Raw genomic sequence first — 18,991 nt, 5'->3', positions numbered from 1 at the left:
AAAACTATTTAACCTCAACACCCAACACTAAATATGAACGCGATATTACAGCGAAAAAATTTTTTTTCCTCTATCAATAGACATAGTATTCTGTCTGAGTCACTGATAATTTGCAATAGGTCATGGATGTAATTGTATTAGGATTGATGCTCTTATCGTTGACAATTTGGTTAGTATTACTGGGTTTTTGGGGACAGTTTTGGCAAACAGACCAGCAATTAGAGGTTACAGAAACTCAGCTAAAATCATTACCTGTGGTTTGTGCGGTCGTTCCAGCGCGTAACGAAGCTGAGTTAATACCAACTAGTTTGCGATCGCTCTTACTTCAAGATTATCCTGGTTCTTTCAACGTATTTTTGGTAGACGATCGCAGCACAGACCGGACAGCAAATTTTGCCGAAGGGGTTGCACACGCTGTTGGGAAACCCCAACAACTGCATATTATCTCTGGCGCTTCACTACCTCCCGGTTGGTCGGGTAAACTTTGGGCAGTTGAGCAAGGTATAAAAAGTGCGAGTTTATTAGCACCTGACTATTTTTTGCTGACTGACGCAGATATCGAACACGATCCTGGTAATCTCCGCCGACTCGTGAAGAAAGCTGTCCAGGAAGATTTAGACTTGGTTTCGGTAATGGTGCGACTCAGGTGTGAGAGCTTTTGGGAAAAACTTTTGATTCCAGCTTTTGTCTTTTTCTTCCAAAAACTCTATCCTTTTCGCTGGGTGAATAATCCCAACAATCCCACCGCCGCCGCCGCCGGGGGATCTATTTTGATTCGTAGAGAAGCTTTAGAGCGAATCGGGGGAATTCAAGTGATTCGTCAAGCTTTAATTGACGATTGCGCCCTCGCTAAAGCTGTTAAGAAGAGTGGGGGACAAGGGGACAAGGGGACAAGGGGAAAAGGGGACAGGAAGATTAACTCAATGCCCAGTCAAGGTCGTATCTGGCTGGGATTGAGTAGCTTGACTCGAAGCTTGCGCCCTTATGACTCGCTAGCGACGATTTGGGATATGGTTGCTCGCACTGCCTATACCCAACTGAATTATTCGCCATTAATACTATTGACAACTTTGATAGGAATGCCTCTGATTTATTTAACTCCACCTGTATGTGTGATTCTGGGTGCAGTTTGGAGCAATTGGGCGATCGCACTTACAGGTATATTAGGATGGCTGTTAATGGCTTTCGCTTACTACCCGACGATCCGCTTTTATAAATGTTCTGTCTGGTTTGTGTTGAGCTTACCTGCGATCGCTGTTCTCTATACTTTAATGACTTTAGACTCAGCACTCCGTCATTGGCAAGGAAGCGGCGGCAGATGGAAAGGAAGAGTTTATCCCGTAAACTTAAAGTAAGCCGAAAGTGGTTGATTAAAAGAATTATGACAACCGCAACATCAACAAATAATCCTGTTATTGTCCCCAAAAAACTGCCTTTTCTGGAGTCAATTTGTTGGCAGACTGCCGATGTGTATCGGTTTACTCCAGAAGAAATGCTGAGTCGCTACGAGCGTGGTTGGCAATATCGCAACCTATTTAATAATCTTGAGGGTGAAGAACTCAATTTTCTTCAGGAACTCGCCAGACGCTATAAATCCTGGTTGCAAGTTTATTTATGACCTCCAGATTTGAACATCATAATAAAATTCTCACCGTTCTTGAATCCTTAGATTCTGAAATACTTAGGAAGGGTTCTGCTTACTTCGGTGGCGGAACCCTTCTGGCATTTGAGTTTGAAGAATATCGCTGGAGTCAGGACGTTGATTTTATCGCTTCTGTCGGTACAGAAGGCTACAAATACCTGCGTACAGTGGTATTTGAGGGTGGGCATGAAGCATTATTTCGGGATTTAAGTAAAATCCAAGTTGGACGTAGCACAACAGACCAATATGGAATTCGGATGATCGTTTTTGTCGATGATATGCCGATTAAAACGGAAATTATTGCCGAAACTCGTTTTCAACTAGACCCACCAAGATATCCAAACTGGTCACTCGTTCCCTGCTTAAGCTTTAATGACTGTTTTACCTCTAAGCTGCTGTCAAATTCTGACCGTTACGCAGATGACAGCGTTGAAGCAAGAGATTTAATCGATCTAGCTGTTCTCAGGCTGCGATCGCCAATCCCTCAAGCATCAATTGAGAAAGCTGAAAAAGCATATCAGGTTATCCGCCCTTTGAAAAGAGCGTAGGCGTAGCCCGTCGTAGACATCGCACTTTTTCAAGAAAGACCAGATTACAGGGAGAAATGCTTTCTCGGTCTACAAGTCGATCGAGCTCAAATACCCAAAATTATCGATGGAATTGATTTGCTATCTACAGATTTAGGTTTATCTCACACTCCAAGGACTTTTCGAGAACAACATGATGTCTTTGCCGATCTAGAAACACAAATTGAAAAACGAGCAGATTCTTAAACAGGTCATGCCCAATACCCCTAAATCCTTGAAGCTGTTTGTTTAGTATTAGCGGGTTCAACAGGTAATGGTTGAGCAGCTTTCAATACCACATCCAACAACCCTGGAAACAGCACCTCTAAATCTTCACGCCGCAGGATGTTAATATGATGTGTCCCTTCTTTGCGTGTCAAGACTATCCCCGACTCTCGCAAAATCTTGAAGTGGTTGGACATAGTTGATTTGGCGATCGCAAAATCAAATTTGGCACAGCATTGTTCCCCCTCAGTCGCTAACAGTCGCACAATCTCTAGCCGCACCGGATCGCCCAATGCATACAACACGCCTGGTAAAGAAATATTTTTTCTATCTGGATGATAAAGGAATCTCATAGTTGCATTATCTCATCAAGTGGCATATATTTTTATTATTCGATATTATCGAATAATAGAATTAAGTAGGAAGGCAATTTATGTCATCCATTACAAACGTCACAGAAGCCACATTCAAGCAAGAAGTCTTGGAAAGTGAAATTCCGGTATTAGTAGACTTTTGGGCACCGTGGTGCGGCCCTTGCCGGATGGTGGGCCCAGTCGTCGATGAAGTTGCTGTTGAATACGAAGGACAGGTGAAATTTGTGAAGTTGAACACAGATCAAAATCCTACTGTCGCTAGCCACTATGGAATTCGCAGCATTCCGACATTGATGGTTTTTAAAGGAGGTCGCCAGGTCGATACTGTCGTAGGGGCGGTTCCAAAAACTACCTTGAATAAGACCTTAGCACAGCATCTTTAATCTAGTAGTCTGCCAACCCAAAATTGTTAGGTGGAGATTGGGTAAAGGTTAAAGGGAAAAGGGTAAGAGGGAAAGGGAAAAGGAATAAAAAAACCTTTCCCCTTTGACCTTTCCCCTTTTCCCGCCTCTTGCAAAAGTAACTTTTGCAAGAGGTCTATTAGACTCCTGAATCCTGACTTCTGACTTTTGAATTCTGTTTCAAATAACGGGGAAAGAGCGAAATGGACTTGAAATTGCATGGTAAATCCGCATTGGTGAGTGGCTCAACTGCCGGAATTGGTTTGGCCATCGCTCTTGGGCTAGCTCAAGAGGGTGCATCAGTAATTGTCAACGGTCGTTCTGAAGAACGAGTAGCTCAAGCGATCGCTAAAATTAAGCATTCTACACCCGACGCAAAAGTTTCTGGTGTTGTTGCTGACACAGCCACTGCATCAGGAATAGAGAAACTCATTCAAGAGGTTCCTCACGTTGATATACTCATAAACAATGTGGGTATTTATGAGGTAAAAACCTTCTTTGATATTACTGATGAAGACTGGTTAAAGATATTTGAGGTTAACGTCCTCAGTGGAGTCCGTTTGAGTCGGCAATATCTGCAAAAGCAGCTAGAGCAAAACTGGGGGCGGATAATTTTCATCTCCAGCGAATCTGCTATTCAGATCCCAGTGGAAATGATTCACTACGGCACAACAAAGACAGCGCAGCTAGCCATTGCCAGAGGTTTAGCAGAAATGACTGTGGGGACTGGAGTTACAGTAAACTCTGTCCTTCCAGGGCCAACTCGTTCTGAAGGAGTTGAAGAGTTTATCACCAACCTGGCACAGGAACGCGGTATTACTCGCGCTGACGTTGAGGCGGAGTTTTTTCAAAATGTGCGTCCAAGTTCCTTAATCAAACGCTTTGCAACAAATGAAGAAGTAGCAGCGATCGTCGTTTACCTTTCTAGTCCTGTAGCATCAGCAACTAATGGCGCAGCTTTGCGGGTAGATGGTGGCGTTATTCGATCGATTGTCTAGTATTTCAACCACAACCGCATAGTCTATTTACCTGAAATAGCTATAATGCGCCGCACGCAAAATTTAAATCTCGTTTCCAGTCTGAGGCTGGAAATGCACTTCAATTGGGCTGCTTGCTGCCGCGAGTTCGGGAGGCGGAGCCTCAACGACGAGCATTCCCTCGGAGACTGGGAACGAGGCAAATGACAAATACTTCGGCTTACCTCGGCTCCACTACCTCGACTTCGCTCGGCACAAGTCGGTACGAGTCGCTCAGTACAAGTGACAAATGACTAAAATAATTTGGAGATATAACCAATGACTACTGAGATCGACTTATTCTCTCCTTACCAATTAGGAAATCTGGAACTGCCTAACCGGATAGTGATGGCACCCTTAACCCGAAACCGCGCAGGTGAGGGAAACGTACCACACCAACTGAATGCTACTTACTACGTCCAACGTGCTTCCGCCGGACTAATTATTTCTGAAGCAACACAGGTAACTCCTGAAGGACAAGGCTATCCCGCGACACCAGGAATTCATTCATCAGAACAGGTGGAGGGATGGAAGTTAGTAACCGATGCCGTACATCAGCACGGCGGCAGAATTTTTCTGCAACTATGGCACGTAGGCAGAATTTCTCACCCTGATTTACAACCGAATGGAGTTTTACCTGTGGCACCTTCTGCCATTACTCCTAAAGGTGAGGCTGCAACTTATGAGGGGCCAAAACCCTTTGTTACTCCTCGTGCTTTAGAAACTTCAGAAATACCGCAGATAGTCGAACAGTACCGTCAGGGAGCGGCAAATGCCCTAGCGGCTGGGTTTGATGGGGTGGAAATTCATGCAGCTAATGGTTATTTAATAGATCAGTTTCTGCGCGATCGCACGAATCAACGCACAGATAAATATGGGGGTTCGATTGAGAATCGCGCTCGATTTCTGTTAGAAGTGACAGAGGCGGTAACTAGTGTGTGGGATTCTAACCGAGTTGGGGTACGTTTCTCTCCCAGTGGGACTTTTAACGATATGCATGACTCCAATCCTCTGGAGACATTCGGTTATGCCACTCAAGCGTTGAACCAGTTTAATTTGGCATATCTGCATATTTATGAGGCAACAGAAGCAGATATTAGACATGGTGGGATAATAGTACCCACTAGTCATATACGCGATCGCTTTACAGGTACACTGATCGTCAATGGCGGTTATACTCGTGAAAAAGGCGATGCAGTACTGGCAAATAAAGCAGCAGATTTAGTTGCCTTTGGCACATTATTTATATCAAATCCCGATTTACCCCGACGCTTCGCTTTGAATGCACCACTAAATGAACCAAATCAAGCCAGCTTTTATGGCGGCGGTGAAAAAGGATATACAGACTATCCATTTTGGTCGCCTGCTAACGAGCAGGTGGTCAATGCCTAATTCTTCTCATCTAAATAATTAAAACCTACTTGCCGCACTCTAAAGTATCAAATCAAACTGAGGATTTTTAGATTTTTCCCAGATACAACATCAGTAAAATGATTGTAAAAATTGGTTTTGAACTATGAAAGATACTTTAGATGCAGCAAAAATCAAAGAACGCGTTAACGATTGGCTAGCTGCGTTTAGTCCAGGCAACAAACCCTTTGATTTCTCTCTCCTAAACAATCTCTACTGGCAAGATGAACAATTCCTCGCCTTCGATACCCTCTCACCGCAGACCACTCGAATTCAAGGATGGCAATCCTATGAGAAGATATGGAAGCCCTTCATGACAGCAATAACCCAGTGGCAAGTTAAATTAGTTGGGGATATTCAGATATTTCCAGGCGATCGCATTACCGTCTCTGCTTTGCTCTTCCACAGTACGGCAACCACCATCGGGAATGAGGCGGTTGGAATTACGGCTCATGCGACGCTTGTATGGGAGAAGCGAGAAGGACAATGGCGCATTATCCACGAGCATATCTCTAACCCAGTTAACATTGCCAATTAGAGAGGAATATATTTGGATTGCCCTGCTCTTTAACGCTTTTAATCACTTTAGATATAAAATCCGAAACCCTTTCATAATCTAGCTATCAGGAGAATATCATGAGTTCCATCATCCAAACTCAACCTTTAGATGTACCCAGTGCGATCGCTAAACGTCGTGCCATCAAAACTTTTAAAACAGACCCCATCACCCCAGAACTGCTCAAGCAATTGGTAGAGTTAACCGTAGCTGCACCCAGTAGCTATAATCTCCAAGACTGGCAAATTATTCTTGTGCAAGATGAAGCGCAAAAGGCAGCACTGTCAGCGGCATCTTTTAATCAACAGCAAATTGTTCAAGCACCTGTAACCTTTGTCTTTGCCGCCGATCCTAACGCAGGCGAAAAAAACTTGGCCCCAATTCTAGAGCAGGGACTCGAAACTGGGGCATGGAATGAAGGCACAGTAAACTACTTTAAAACCGCCGTTCCGCAATTTCAATCAACGCTAGGCGACAAGCGACGCGAATATGCGATCAAAGATGCCATTATTGCCGCTACCCATTTGGTGTTAGCGGCAGAAAGTCTAGGATTGTCCACTTGTTTTATGAACGGTTGGATTGAGGATCGGGTAAAACAAGTGATTGGTGCAGGAGATAATCCAGATTTAGCGATCGCTGTTTTAGTTCCTGTGGGTTATGCAGCCGAACCACGCTTAAATCCAGGTCGTTTGCCATTTTCCTCGAACGTCTCTGTAGACAGAATCGGTAATCCTTATGCAGGGTAGCTTTCCCTAAATTGGGAATGGGGCATTGTAAGGGGCAGAGACAAGGTAGACAAGGAAGAGGGGGGAGACTTGGGAGAGACTTGCTCAATAATTTCCCCTTGTCCCCCTTGTCCCCCTTGTCCCCCTTGTCCCCCTGCCCCCTGCCCCCTGCCCCCTGCCCCCTACCCCCTCCACACCATGTCCTTACCCTCCTTCCTAGCGCGTCGTTCGTTCCACTATGCTTGGATCGTCGCGGGTCTAACATTCCTAGCCTTGCTGGTGGCAGCCGGAATCCGCTCTGCTCCTGGAGTTTTTATAGTTCCTCTCGAACACGAGTTTGGCTGGAGTAGAGCAACTATATCTTTGGCAATCTCCATTAACTTAATACTCTACGGATTAATTGGCCCTTTTGCTGCCACAGTCATGGAGCGAATCGGCATTCGTCGGATGATGGTATTATCACTTGCTGTCATTGCGCTTGGTGTCGGTTTAACCACTTTAATGTCAGCTTCCTGGCAGCTAGTTTTGCTGTGGGGTGTAGTTGTCGGTTGTGGTAGCGGAGTCATTGCCCTAGTTTTGGGTGCTATTGTCGTCAATCGCTGGTTTTTGGAAAAGCGGGGTTTAGTTCTGGGGATCTTAACCGCCAGTACAGCCACGGGACAACTAGTGTTTCTGCCGATGCTGGCCTCAATAGCCGATCGCTTTGGCTGGCGAACTGCGGCTCTGGCTCTGACTGGTGCAGCACTTCTAATTATTCCAGCGATCGCAGTCTTTATGCGCGATCATCCGGCGGATGTCGGTTTGCGAGCCTTTGGCGACAACAGCGAAACTGTAGAAGTGTTACAGCCTAAAGTCAATTCCATCGCCTCCACTCTTAACGCCCTCTGGCTAGGAATGCGTAATCGAGACTTCTGGCTGTTATTTGGTAGCTTTTTTATCTGTGGCGCAAGCACAAATGGGTTAATTGGAACTCATCTAATTCCTGCTTGTATTGACCACGGTATCCCTGAAGTCAAGGCTGCTGGGCTTTTGGCAATCATGGGACTATTCGATTTTTTTGGAACTACTATGTCCGGTTGGCTATCTGACCGTTGGAATAATCGCTACTTATTGTTTTGGTACTACGGACTGCGGGGTTTATCTTTGATTTTCTTGCCCTTCAGTTTCAACTTTTCCTTTTATGGACTTTCCATTTTTGCCGTCTTCTATGGACTTGATTGGATTGCCACCGTACCACCAACAGTCCGTCTTGTTGCCAACGCCTTCGGTAAAGAAAATGTCGGCGTGATGTTCGGTTGGATTGTCGCCGGACATCAGCTTGGTGCAGCGACAGCAGCATTCGGAGCCGGAGTCTTGAGAACTTGGACGGGTAGTTATTTACAAGCGTTTATTTTATCAGGTATTCTCTGCCTGATTGCCGCAGTTTGTGTGCTGCAAATTGGTCAAACTCCCACTAAGGATAATTATCTCGTAGAGAAGAATTCGTAATGTGTGCGTAAGTATTTAGGATACAGCAACATTTTTGAGGATAGTCATCGGCCCTTGGGTTTTGAGAATCTCCATTTCTGCTGCATTTTTCACCAGCAGCGCACCAGCAAATCCTAATGAATTCACAGAGATAGATTGGAAATGCTCTTGCGATCGCGGTACGATTAACATCCATTCTCGTGTCGCTAGCAGATTGTAAGCACCAGACTGCTTGTCATCTAAACCTACAGCGTGACGCAAATTGTGATAAACTTCCAATGTTGCTTGGCCCCCTGCAAATGGCGATCGCACCCAATTGGAATTTAGTGATGCGAAAGCGTGTACAAAAGGAAGTTTTGCTGAAGTTGGGTTCGAGTTTTGAAATTGTGCTGATGTTAGTAAAGCTTCAATCGGTATTTGCAACCCTGAAGGAGCAAGTGGTAGAGGTACTAATTGTAAGTGCTTGTGTCGCTGACTAGCACCTGCGGTTTTGCTACTGTTGTAAAATGCTAAACCATCGCAATCCGCCAAACACGCCCACATAGCCGTAAAATCTTCTAGGGTGAGTAAGCTTTCTTGTTCCTCGAAACCACGGGTAATGATTAGCAGATGATCGTCTACAACATTGAATTTATTTAAAATACATACATGGGTATCGGAGATATCCGCCACAAATAAATCCTCTTCGTAGGGCAAAAAAGGATTAAACTCATCACCAGAAGTAACAGATTGTTTTTTCTGTTTATCCTTCGCTGCTTTTTTGCGATTCAGGTTAGACATAATCCGTACCAAAAAGCGCACGCCATCCTGTTCAACAAATTCAAATTCTGTTGGAATCGAGAGTAGCGCCCCGCATTGCAAAGCATATTCAGTTCGTTTTTTAACACTTGTCCATAAAGTGTCAGGTTTCAGTAAGATTTTCCCCTGTGCCATTTTTATTCCTTCAAGTATGGTCAGATATTTTAATTTTTTGTAGCATGTTAATTAGAATGTCCCGGCATTTATGCGTGGGGTATTAATTGCGAATTTATAATTGCGAATTATTTTGAGTTTCAGCATAATTTAGATAGTCAATTATGTGCTGATTTCTTCTGAGAACCATTTCTTTTGGTGTTCTCCCATGATTATTTCTGGCAAAAACATCAGCTTTTGCTTCCACCAAAAGCTTTACGATCTCGAAATGACCTTTTTCAGCAGCCAGGGATAATGCTGTTCGAGAATATAGAGAGTCGCCTCTATTAATCAGTTCCAGGCATCTTTCTGAATCATGACATTCATCAATAAAACGTTGTACTGTATTTATATCGCCTCTTTCCGCAGCTAAAATTAAGCTATCTACCTCCGGGTTTGGAGATGTGATAAAGGGCTTAATTCTATAATCTGCTCCCTTATCAATAAACTTTGTTACTAAATCATAATTTCCTTGCTTGACAGCTTTATAAAGAGCCGTTTCACCTTTTCGGTCTCTTTGATTAATATTTGATTTCGGTATTTGCTCAATCAGATAATCTGCAATTGCATAATTTTCACGCCAGATAGCAACCATGAGAGGAGTAAATCTATCCTCACTAGGTAAATTAATATCTACTCCTTTTTCCTCTAGCATCCTTATAATTTCAACCTCATTAGACCCAAAAGCAGCTTCATACACAGTAGTTGCATTCATGTTAGTCGTTTCTGTCGGTCTAGTTCTTTCATCGTTAAGTAGTTTATGTACTATTGTTAAACAACCAGTGTTTGCAGCTTTGTGAAGTGGTGTCCAGCCATGTTCATTTTTTGCATTTATATCTATATTGTGCTGCTGAATCAAAAAATTAACTACTTCTATTTTTTGAGTTTCTATCGCAATAAAAAGTGGAGTACATCTTTCATTATCTCTTTCGTTTATGTTAGCACCCCGATTTATTTTCTCTTCTAAAAAAATTACGGTTTTTATGTCATTCAATGAAAAATTTTTAATAATTTCATGCATTTGATATGTAGATATAGATATCTGTGAATTATTTTCTATTGAATTTTGATTATTAGAATTAATGTTGAGAATTTCATGTGGATATTTAATGAAAATTCTCATTAAGTGAAGGCGACCAAAATTAATTTCTGGTAATTGATTTTCTACCATAAGCTGCTTAAAATTATTACAAATATTAGATATATGTTTTCTCACAGTTTCTTTTGAGACATAGAAACGACTTGCTATATATTGATCGGAATGACCTGAAAGAAATAAACCTAAATACTCTCTTTCTTTATTTGTTAATCTGTTGTACACATAATCAACTTGTTCACGATTTATTCTGTCTAACCATTGAGTATCGTCTGTACACATGTGATATCTCCTTATGGATAAATCTAAAAATGTGAATTTGTGTAGAAATTATATCATCAACATAAATTTCCATAAATTCACAATTGAGTAGTAGTTTTAATCAGAGTAGTAGTTTTAATCAGAATAGATTCACAAGTGAGTCTTGCATTCGCAGAGTAATTTTGGTCAACTATAACTAGTTGAATTGGAGAATACATTATGAAACGAGAAGTTGACCTATCTGGCAATAATTCTTCAAATGTATGCATTTCAAAGGATATCAGTATCTCTGAAATCTCAAACAGCCTTTGGACAAAAAATTTTTTTGAGACTTGTCAGACACAATTGCAAGAGTGTGGCTGGGTATATATCTCTGGGTTACCTGCTGATTTTCAGTGGATTGGCTATACACAACACCTTACTCAAACTTGCCTAATGCCACAAGATAACAACGAGTATATCTACAATGTTAAGTTCGCGCCAGGTAATGAAAAACTGTCCGACTCCAAAAGCCAAAACGAGCTACGACCCCACACTGAAGCTCCTTATCTAAAGACACCTCCAAAATACTTAGCTTTATGGTGTTTACAACCTTCAAATTGTGGCAAAGGCTACACAACTTTTGTTGATAGTAAAGAATTACTTCGCAATCTCACGATAGAGGAACAACAAAAATTAATGAAATATAAGTGCAGTTTTGTTTCTAAAGATACTACCCACTCAATCATCGCTCCAATGCTTCAATTTATGCAACTCAACCAACTAATGCTTAGGTTCAGTTACAATGTACTAGTCTATGGTGAGCCATCTCCAGATGTGACAAAAAAAGCATCTGTGTCAGACCGATTCTTAAAAAATATCTGCGATCTTGTCTTAGAGTTTTTTAATAACAACCATGTGCCACTCCTAATGGAAAAGCACTCATTGTTAATTATGGACAACCACAGGGTACTTCATTCAAGAACCCAATACTCTGACACTGTTCGACACTTACAAAGAATTTGGCTGATTTGACCTACTAATTCAAAAGTCAGAAAATGTAGCGGTGTGGCAAGACTAAAATGTTACAAAAAAATTGTAGGTTGGGTTGAACGAAGTGAAACCCAACACGAAGATATACGTTGGGTTTCGCGTTGCTCAACCCAACCTACACCTAATGCACTTGGGGATTCAGACCTGCCGTTTCTTATAGCAATCCTATTTTAGTTGTGAAAAATTTAATAGTCGCTGCACTGTTAACAATCAACAGTCAACACCCTATATGCAAGATTTCACTTTCTCATTTAGAACTGCTATATCAAGTAAGGCTCCTCTCTTACGCCAAATCTGCACTGCATGTTAACCTCTCAATATCTTCTTCAGGATAATAAATCGGTACTTCAATGACTACAGGCCCACCTATTTCAAAAGCTTTTTTAATACTGTTTTTTAGCTCCTCATTTGAGTCAACCTTAAATGCTTTACAGTTATACCCTTCAGCAATTTTCACGAAAGATGCTTCGGCATGATTAACAGAGGGAGAATAAGTTTGTCCATGTCCTTTTTGCTGATAAATGTTGATTAGCCCATTTTTATTATTGTTAAGTACGATAATTACTATACTTAAATCGAGATTTTTTAAAGTTCTTAAATCCCCAATGATAGAGTTAAATCCTCCGTCCCCTGTCAAGACTATAATTTTGGTTTCGTGATTTCTACAAGCTAAACAAGTCCCTAATCCGAGAGGTAGTCCTGTACCAAAAGACGAACTTCCAGCAGAAGTTAGAAAAAAATTAGGTTTTTCTGTATTGCTAAACAAAACTGCGTAATGTCTAAATGTGCCGACATCTGAAATTAAAAGTGCTGAAGTCTCATTAATAGCATTGATGACTGAGATTATATTTATCAATCCTTGAGGTGCTTCCAAATTAGCTTGTTTTTTCTTAATAGCCTCTTTCAGTAAGGTAATATTATATGGTTTTCTGAAAGACAAATTTTGTTTATCTAACTTATGCAACAAAGTAATTAGGTTTTCTTCGAGATTACCTGGAATATCTAAAAACTGGGAACGTATTTTTTCTGGCATAACGCTGGAAAAACCGATCAGAATTTTTTCTATTCCATAACTGAAGTGTTTGTCTGGAAATACATCATCTTTCCAGTCATAGCCAAACGCTATTACACAATCTACAGGACTAAAAATAATTTCATCTGCATTAATTCCTAAAATACCTTGTGCATAGCTTGTACAAGCAAAATAGTTTAATTCATGATTTGTAGGTAAAACTCCTTTAGCATCATAAGCAGATACCATTGGCAGATTATAATTTTCACATAAACGCCTTATCAGTTCAACACAACCTGACCTAATAACCTGATTTCCAACATAAACTAATGGTTGTTTGGCATTTTGCAAAACAGATACAACTTTATCTATTGAATCAATATCTAAATTTGATTGATTAATTTTTTTAATTGCTAGTTTACTTGGACTTATTTTGTAAGATATTCTTTGCTTAATTACATCAATAGGAATGCTAATTATCGCTGGACCTTTGGGTTCTTTTTGGGTAATTTCAAAAGCATTTTCTATAACATCCCTTATTTCTGTAACATCACCAATTTCGTAGGCAAATTTGCTGATAGGTTCGTACATTTTTACAGCATCCATACATTGATGAGTATGATTATAGTAGCATTTTTCACGCTCTACTTGTGCTGTAATAAAGACAATAGCTACCCTATCTGCATAGGCAGAATAAATCGCATTGGCTAAGTTTGCTGCACCGGGACCAAGAGTTGAAAAAACTACTTGTGTTTTATGAGAAATAATGGCATAAGCATAAGCTGCAAACCCCGCAGTGAGTTCTATAGCAGTTAGCACAATATGTAAATTGGGAGATTCATTAAACAAGATGCTTTCTGCTTCTCTTCCTGGCACTGCAAATATATAACTAATACCATGCTCAGATAAGGTATCTAAAAGAAGTTTAGCTCCAGAAATATCTGCTTCTGGAGTGTGAATCTGGCTACACAAAACTTTGATTGGTCTTTTCATCAACTATGATTATTTTTTAAGATTTGTTCGACACAATATTCTAACAATTAATTTCAATTTTAATCAATATTTATAAATTCAGGCTAATCTTGTTTTTCTATCGACCTACAATGCCCGAAGTGCAGGAACAACGCTTACTAATTCATATTATAACCGACTATTCACTATTAAAATATCTGTGCGTTAGAGCGGATTTACATCAGCTTTAATCATAAGTCTTCAACCGGACATGACATCATCAGGGAATTGATGACTTGGGTTTAATTTTAACGAATATTAGCCCATCTTTAAATTTCAGATGCCGTACTTTCAAGTACTGTAAGGGTTAAAAGAGGTGCAAATATCAGCTTGGATAAAATAAATGTTGCACTTGGCAGGTATTTGAGCGTTTTGTCGAAGAAAATCTGGAATTTGTAATGGTTCGCGGGCTTTTGGAGAAAGTGCTGTCTCACCAAATCCTATATGAATTATTTGAACGTTGTACAAAAAATCAGTACTCTCGTGAGTTATTCTCCACAATTGTGAATTTAATGAGTCTTGTTGTCTGCGGATGAGTGTTGCACACTTACATTCTGGCTCCTGAGTTCTTTAGTAGTAAAAAATCAAACTTTTCACAACAACGCAATACCTTTGCAACAAAACTGTCATAAATCATATCTACATTAGTAATACATCTAAATATCCTTCCAGACAGCAATGCAAAACGAATCTCGCGACAGAGAACACCCATCAAATAGCATTTTACATAACACTGCTGATGCCAAATATTATAAACCCTGGCGAAAAGCTGCCGCCTCTCTATCGCTGGTGCTGCTGGGATCGGGGATGACATTGGCAGGCGGCTATCTAGCTGGACACTCTCAGCAGGTGTCTGAAAATGCATCTAATTTGGCAGTAAGTCGAGTAAATGCTGCGCCTCCAATCCCAGCAGGCACAGATCCTAACTTTGTTACCCAAGTGGTGCAAAAGGTAGGGCCTGCTGTGGTACGAATTGACTCTTCCCGTACCGTAAAAACCCAGTTACCAGATGAATTTAACGATCCACTCTTCCAACGCTTTTTTGGTTCTCAAATACCAGAACAACAGGATCGTGTAGAAAGAGGTACTGGTTCAGGTTTTATTATTAGTGCTGATGGTCGTATTCTTACCAACGCCCACGTAGTTGATGGTGCTGATACCGTAACAGTAACACTCAAGGATGGGCGTAGCTTTAAAGGAAAGGTGTTAGGAAAAGACGAGTTGACCGATGTTGCTGTTGTGAAGATTCAGGCAGACAATCTCCCGTTAGTAGCCTTGGGTAATTCAGATCAACTGCAACCCGGAGAATGGGCGATCGCGATCGGCAATCCCCTTGGATTAGATAATACAGTAACTACCGGAATCATCAGTGCCACTGGACGCAGTAGCAATCTCATCGGCGCTCCCGATAAGCGAGTAGAATATATTCAAACCGACGCCGCAATTAACCCCGGTAACTCCGGCGGTCCCCTGCTAAATTCTCGCGGCCAGGTAATTGCCATGAATACAGCCATTATTCAAGGGGCACAAGGATTAGGCTTTGCTATTCCGATCAACACAGCACAACGCATTTCCAGTCAACTAATAGCTACAGGTAAAGTAGAACATCCTTACTTGGGAATTCAAATGGTGGGGTTAACACCTCAGCTAAAACAAAGTATCAACTCAGATCCCAATAGCGGTTTGAGTGTAAATGAAGATAAAGGTGTATTAGTTGTAAAAGTTGTACCAAATTCACCAGCCGCTAAAGCAGGGATACGTGCTGGTGATGTAATCCAAACCCTTGGAGGTCAAGCAGTCACAGATGCCAGCAGTGTCCAAAGGGCAGTAGAAAATAGCCAAGTCGGAAGCGATTTACGTATGGAATTACGTCGCAATGGGCAGAATCTTAACATAGCTGTGCAACCTGGTGCTTTCCCCACCCAAACCCAAGTGCAATAAAAGTTTTGCTAGTCAATTAAGTAAAAGGGAATTTTCTGGGATGGGTATTTTACCCGTCCCTTTTTTTCAGGTGGCAAAATTGAATTGCAGTAATTGTATTGCCGTCAGATAGGCACTGCCCCAAACATCAAAATCACAATTTTCGGTATTAACAGTTCTATCTCGTAAAAATCGTTTTATTCAATAGCAGAGTCATGTTTATAATTTTTATCCATGACATTAGTCACGGTTCAACTAATGACCTTTCTCACTAGTAAATAGCTCTTTCCAACCCTAATATTTATTTGTCAAAGAGATTATTGGGCAATTATTAATCTCTTTGATGTCAATATCATAAAAGGGAAGTTTGCGAATGAGTATTAAAAGAATGCTTGCTAGTGCAGCCCTGATTTTACCAATTGCTGTTACCTTTATTCCTTTTCAAGCCGACGCTCAGATCAGACGACCAGTTAGGCGATCGGTTCCAGCTAGAATAATCAGAAGACCAGTGCGATTTAGAGTTCATACCCCTGCTCAAGCAAGAAGGAGAATAGTGATTCCTGGACGTTGGGTGCAAACAAATCGTGGTCGCCGCTGGATACCTGCTCGCTATGTATATCGATAAGAAGTCTTACAATTGCAAAAAAATATTGTCCATCAATATTGATTGCAGATTTATTTTTTCATAGCTTTAGTTAACGTGAGTTCGATGAACCTCTCCCCAACCCCTCTCCGAGGCGGAGAGGGACAGAAATATTCTTAGTTGACAACAAAAAAATTAGGGTTTCAAAGCCTCTCGAAGAGTGGGGGAGAGGTTTGGAGAGGGGTTTTTAGAGCCGTCGAACTCACGTTTAGTTAGTGTTTAAAAATCCCCTTTAGAAATCATCTAAAGGGGCATTATTTCGTATTTAACATGGTTCGACGAGTGCTATTTTGACCTCTCCCTTTGGAAGAAGACCGCGCTAACTCACTACAAACCTTAATTTATGGCTAGCAATAAGTTGCAATTGAATTTTAAGCTAGAGCCACTGCTGGTTGCTTCCAGCGCCCCACCGCCTTACCAATTACTGCCAATTCTTGCATCAAGTTATCGAAACCATCTGGTGTCAGAGATTGGGGCCCGTCGGATAAAGCTTTGGCAGGATTAGGGTGAACCTCTATCATCAGGGAATCTGTACCAGCTGCGATCGCAGCCATTGCCATTGAAGGCACAAATTCAGACCAACCTACGCCGTGGCTGGGGTCAATCATGATTGGCAGGTGAGTCAGTTTTCGCAACACTGGCACTACCGATAAATCCAGTGTATTTCGTGTATACTGACGGTCAAAGGTGCGTATTCCCCTTTCACACAAAATTACATTGGGATTGCCAGATGCCAGAATATACTCGGCTGCCATCAACCAATCTTCAATAGTAGCTGCCATTCCCCGCTTCAACAGAACTGGTTTCGGCTGCGCTCCCACTTTTTTGAGCAAGGAGAAATTTTGCATATTTCTTGCTCCCACCTGAATTACGTCAGCAACTTCGGCAATTTTTTCGAGGTCTACCGCATCCATCACTTCTGTAATAATACCTAGTCCGCTAACTTCCCGCGCCTTCGCTAACAAATCCAAAGCACTCTCGCCATGTCCTTGGAAAGCATAAGGTGAAGTCCGGGGTTTGTATGCCCCTCCGCGCAAAAATGCCGCTCCAGCAGCCTTGACGCGCCGCGCTGTCTCCACAATCATTTCTTCATTTTCTACAGAGCAGGGGCCAGCAACGACTACCAAAGGCTGATGTTCGCCAAATACTACTGCTCCATCAGGAGTATTAACCACCACATCCGAAGCTTCGCCGTGGCGGTACTGACGGCTAGCTCGTTTGTAAGGCTGCTCTACCCGTAACACCTGCTCAATCCAGGGGCTAAGTTCCTGAATTTGTAGCGGATCTAAGCTGGCGGTTTCACCTACTAGACCAATAACTACTTTGTGTTGACCAACAATTTTTTCTGGAGTTAGCCCCCAGCTACTAAGTTCCTCATCAATGCGGTTTATTTCCGCCTCTGGGGAACCACTTTTCATTACTATAATCATCTGAAAGTTCCTGATTAATTAATTGAGTAAAATTTTCTGTAAATAGGCTAACTTTATTGTTGCCTATTGGCCTAATTACAAATAGTTAAAAATAAAATTTGTTTACAAAATAAACAGATAAAATGCAGCGCTCAGTCAGTATTTTTACTGCTAATTAACTAGATATTGTGTATAAAAATGATTGTAGGATTTTAACTAGCAATGTTGAAGCGATCGAATTTCAACTTCAACATTAACTTTTTCATTTACCCAATATCACAGTTACTTAATACCTGAGCGCCGTTCATCATAAGTTTTTTTGCCGAGTTTCGCGCCAAGCTGCCACCATTCGTCCCAAATTGGTGTTGAACTCACCCAAACCCAGAAAACTTCCGACTTTTTCTTCATCCCAGGAGGCAGAGAGAACGCCATAAGTTATCCCTAAAACCCCCAAACCAAATAATCCCATGTTTACCAATAACACGGCGATGGGAGGTAGTCGGATATCAGAGTAGGCAGCAAGCAGATAGCTAGCAACCAAGGCGCTAATGCCCAAAGCTGTTGGTACACCAGAGAACCCAGCTACCCGTCGGATCATTCGTTGGCTGACTACTTGGGGAATTGCCATCTCTTGTTTGGTGTAAACCACTTTTTTATCAGCCTTTTTGACGGATTCTTGGGGCTGTGCTGCTGGTTTACTTTGAGCTTTTGCGGGTTTTTGGCGCTTTTTGTTCGGTTCAAAAGGCAAACGACTGCGTTCAGATTCTTCAGCAGACATAAGCGGTAGTCCTATCCACGAATACCGAGACGAGCAATCAAAGCTTGATATTTTTCCCGGCTTTCCTGCGATATGTAAGCTAGAAGACGCTTACGCTGTCCGATTAGCTTCAACAGTCCTCTTCGGGAAGAATGGTCTTTTTTATTTGCTTGCAGATGTTCGCTGAGGCGGTTAATGCGCTCAGTTAGCATAGCAACTTGGACATCGGCCGAGCCAGTGTCAGTTTCGTGAACTTGGTAGTTGGAGATTATTTCTTGTTTCCGCTGTTGCGTGAGGGCCATGGTCGATTCAGTTTCTAGTTTTTCTAAAATGTATGCAGCAGTCTCCTATAATATCACAGCCCTCAAGCTGGATGTGGAATGACCTTTATAAGAATATTTGTAATTTTTGACACCAAATGGTTAGAGGCTAACTCTCAGTATAATTAGTTTTAATCCTTAATAGGAGACTTCTAGAAAACAAATTATACCATTAAAATAATGATAATCATTTTAAG

Annotated in this window: 19 protein-coding genes; 12 read left to right on the top strand and 7 right to left on the bottom strand. The window is 41.6% G+C overall.

Annotation, left to right across the window (positions count from 1 at the left end; all coding sequences use genetic code 11):
- The first annotated feature begins 122 nt into the window (after positions 1-122).
- Genes NSTC731_RS32660 through NSTC731_RS32650 form a run of 3 tightly spaced genes read left to right on the top strand, consistent with a single transcriptional unit; the run spans position 123 to position 2,190 of the window.
- Positions 123-1,355, top strand: a complete 1,233-nt coding sequence (locus NSTC731_RS32660) for a glycosyltransferase (RefSeq protein WP_445628570.1) — start codon at positions 123-125, stop codon at positions 1,353-1,355.
- A 26-nt stretch (positions 1,356-1,381) separates the two neighbouring features.
- Complete coding sequence (locus tag NSTC731_RS32655; RefSeq protein ID WP_445628569.1) at positions 1,382-1,618, top strand: hypothetical protein; 237 nt, start codon at positions 1,382-1,384, stop codon at positions 1,616-1,618.
- Entirely contained in the window at positions 1,615-2,190 is a 576-nt protein-coding gene (locus NSTC731_RS32650; RefSeq protein ID WP_445628568.1) for a nucleotidyl transferase AbiEii/AbiGii toxin family protein, read from the top strand. The genes NSTC731_RS32655 and NSTC731_RS32650 overlap by 4 nt, the downstream gene beginning before the upstream one ends.
- A gap of 245 nt (positions 2,191-2,435) precedes the next feature.
- Here NSTC731_RS32650 and NSTC731_RS32645 read toward each other — a convergent pair whose 3' ends face one another.
- Positions 2,436-2,786 (bottom strand): ArsR/SmtB family transcription factor, encoded by a 351-nt coding sequence (locus tag NSTC731_RS32645; RefSeq protein ID WP_445628567.1) that lies wholly within the window; start codon positions 2,784-2,786, stop codon positions 2,436-2,438.
- A gap of 80 nt (positions 2,787-2,866) precedes the next feature.
- Between NSTC731_RS32645 and trxA the strand changes: the two genes are divergently transcribed.
- The 6 genes from trxA to NSTC731_RS32615 all read left to right on the top strand — a co-directional run bounded on the left by trxA (position 2,867) and on the right by NSTC731_RS32615 (position 8,403).
- Entirely contained in the window at positions 2,867-3,190 is a 324-nt protein-coding gene (gene trxA, locus NSTC731_RS32640; RefSeq protein ID WP_292829099.1) for a thioredoxin, read from the top strand.
- Between the two features lie 221 nt (positions 3,191-3,411).
- Positions 3,412-4,206, top strand: coding sequence for an SDR family NAD(P)-dependent oxidoreductase (locus NSTC731_RS32635; protein WP_445628566.1), 795 nt, complete (start codon positions 3,412-3,414; stop codon positions 4,204-4,206).
- Positions 4,207-4,503: 297 nt separating this feature from the next.
- Positions 4,504-5,616, top strand: coding sequence for an alkene reductase (locus NSTC731_RS32630; protein ID WP_445628565.1), 1,113 nt, complete (start codon positions 4,504-4,506; stop codon positions 5,614-5,616).
- Between the two features lie 124 nt (positions 5,617-5,740).
- A complete protein-coding gene (locus NSTC731_RS32625) occupies positions 5,741-6,172 on the top strand; it encodes a YybH family protein (protein WP_445628564.1) in 432 nt (143 codons plus the stop codon).
- Positions 6,173-6,270: 98 nt separating this feature from the next.
- Positions 6,271-6,936, top strand: coding sequence for a nitroreductase family protein (locus NSTC731_RS32620; protein ID WP_445628563.1), 666 nt, complete (start codon positions 6,271-6,273; stop codon positions 6,934-6,936).
- A gap of 177 nt (positions 6,937-7,113) precedes the next feature.
- Positions 7,114-8,403, top strand: coding sequence for an MFS transporter (locus tag NSTC731_RS32615; protein WP_445628562.1), 1,290 nt, complete (start codon positions 7,114-7,116; stop codon positions 8,401-8,403).
- A 15-nt stretch (positions 8,404-8,418) separates the two neighbouring features.
- Here the strand turns inward: NSTC731_RS32615 and NSTC731_RS32610 are convergent, their stop codons facing one another.
- Together NSTC731_RS32610 and NSTC731_RS32605 are read right to left on the bottom strand one after the other, a co-directional pair.
- Entirely contained in the window at positions 8,419-9,315 is an 897-nt protein-coding gene (locus NSTC731_RS32610) for an ATP adenylyltransferase family protein (RefSeq protein WP_445628561.1), read from the bottom strand.
- Positions 9,316-9,409: 94 nt separating this feature from the next.
- Complete coding sequence (locus NSTC731_RS32605; protein ID WP_445628560.1) at positions 9,410-10,711, bottom strand: ankyrin repeat domain-containing protein; 1,302 nt, start codon at positions 10,709-10,711, stop codon at positions 9,410-9,412.
- A 198-nt stretch (positions 10,712-10,909) separates the two neighbouring features.
- Between NSTC731_RS32605 and NSTC731_RS32600 the strand changes: the two genes are divergently transcribed.
- Positions 10,910-11,704, top strand: a complete 795-nt coding sequence (locus tag NSTC731_RS32600) for a TauD/TfdA family dioxygenase (protein ID WP_445628559.1) — start codon at positions 10,910-10,912, stop codon at positions 11,702-11,704.
- A 301-nt stretch (positions 11,705-12,005) separates the two neighbouring features.
- Here the strand turns inward: NSTC731_RS32600 and NSTC731_RS32595 are convergent, their stop codons facing one another.
- Positions 12,006-13,727, bottom strand: coding sequence for a thiamine pyrophosphate-binding protein (locus NSTC731_RS32595; RefSeq protein ID WP_445628558.1), 1,722 nt, complete (start codon positions 13,725-13,727; stop codon positions 12,006-12,008).
- Positions 13,728-14,423: 696 nt separating this feature from the next.
- Between NSTC731_RS32595 and NSTC731_RS32590 the strand changes: the two genes are divergently transcribed.
- A complete protein-coding gene (locus NSTC731_RS32590) occupies positions 14,424-15,686 on the top strand; it encodes an HhoA/HhoB/HtrA family serine endopeptidase (RefSeq protein ID WP_445628557.1) in 1,263 nt (420 codons plus the stop codon).
- Between the two features lie 352 nt (positions 15,687-16,038).
- Complete coding sequence (locus NSTC731_RS32585) at positions 16,039-16,290, top strand: hypothetical protein (protein WP_445628556.1); 252 nt, start codon at positions 16,039-16,041, stop codon at positions 16,288-16,290.
- Between the two features lie 389 nt (positions 16,291-16,679).
- Here NSTC731_RS32585 and aroF read toward each other — a convergent pair whose 3' ends face one another.
- The 3 genes from aroF to rpsO form a co-directional block, all read right to left on the bottom strand.
- Positions 16,680-17,738, bottom strand: coding sequence for a 3-deoxy-7-phosphoheptulonate synthase (gene aroF / locus NSTC731_RS32580; RefSeq protein ID WP_445628555.1), 1,059 nt, complete (start codon positions 17,736-17,738; stop codon positions 16,680-16,682).
- Between the two features lie 286 nt (positions 17,739-18,024).
- Positions 18,025-18,495: a PAM68 family protein gene (locus tag NSTC731_RS32575; RefSeq protein ID WP_322668932.1), complete on the bottom strand. Its 471-nt coding sequence runs from the start codon at positions 18,493-18,495 to the stop codon at positions 18,025-18,027.
- An 11-nt stretch (positions 18,496-18,506) separates the two neighbouring features.
- A complete protein-coding gene (gene rpsO / locus NSTC731_RS32570) occupies positions 18,507-18,776 on the bottom strand; it encodes a 30S ribosomal protein S15 (RefSeq protein ID WP_322693329.1) in 270 nt (89 codons plus the stop codon).
- Between the last annotated feature and the right edge of the window lie 215 nt (positions 18,777-18,991).

Source organism: Nostoc sp. DSM 114167 (genome assembly GCF_052692655.1).
This window is presented reverse-complemented; position numbering and strand designations above follow the sequence as displayed.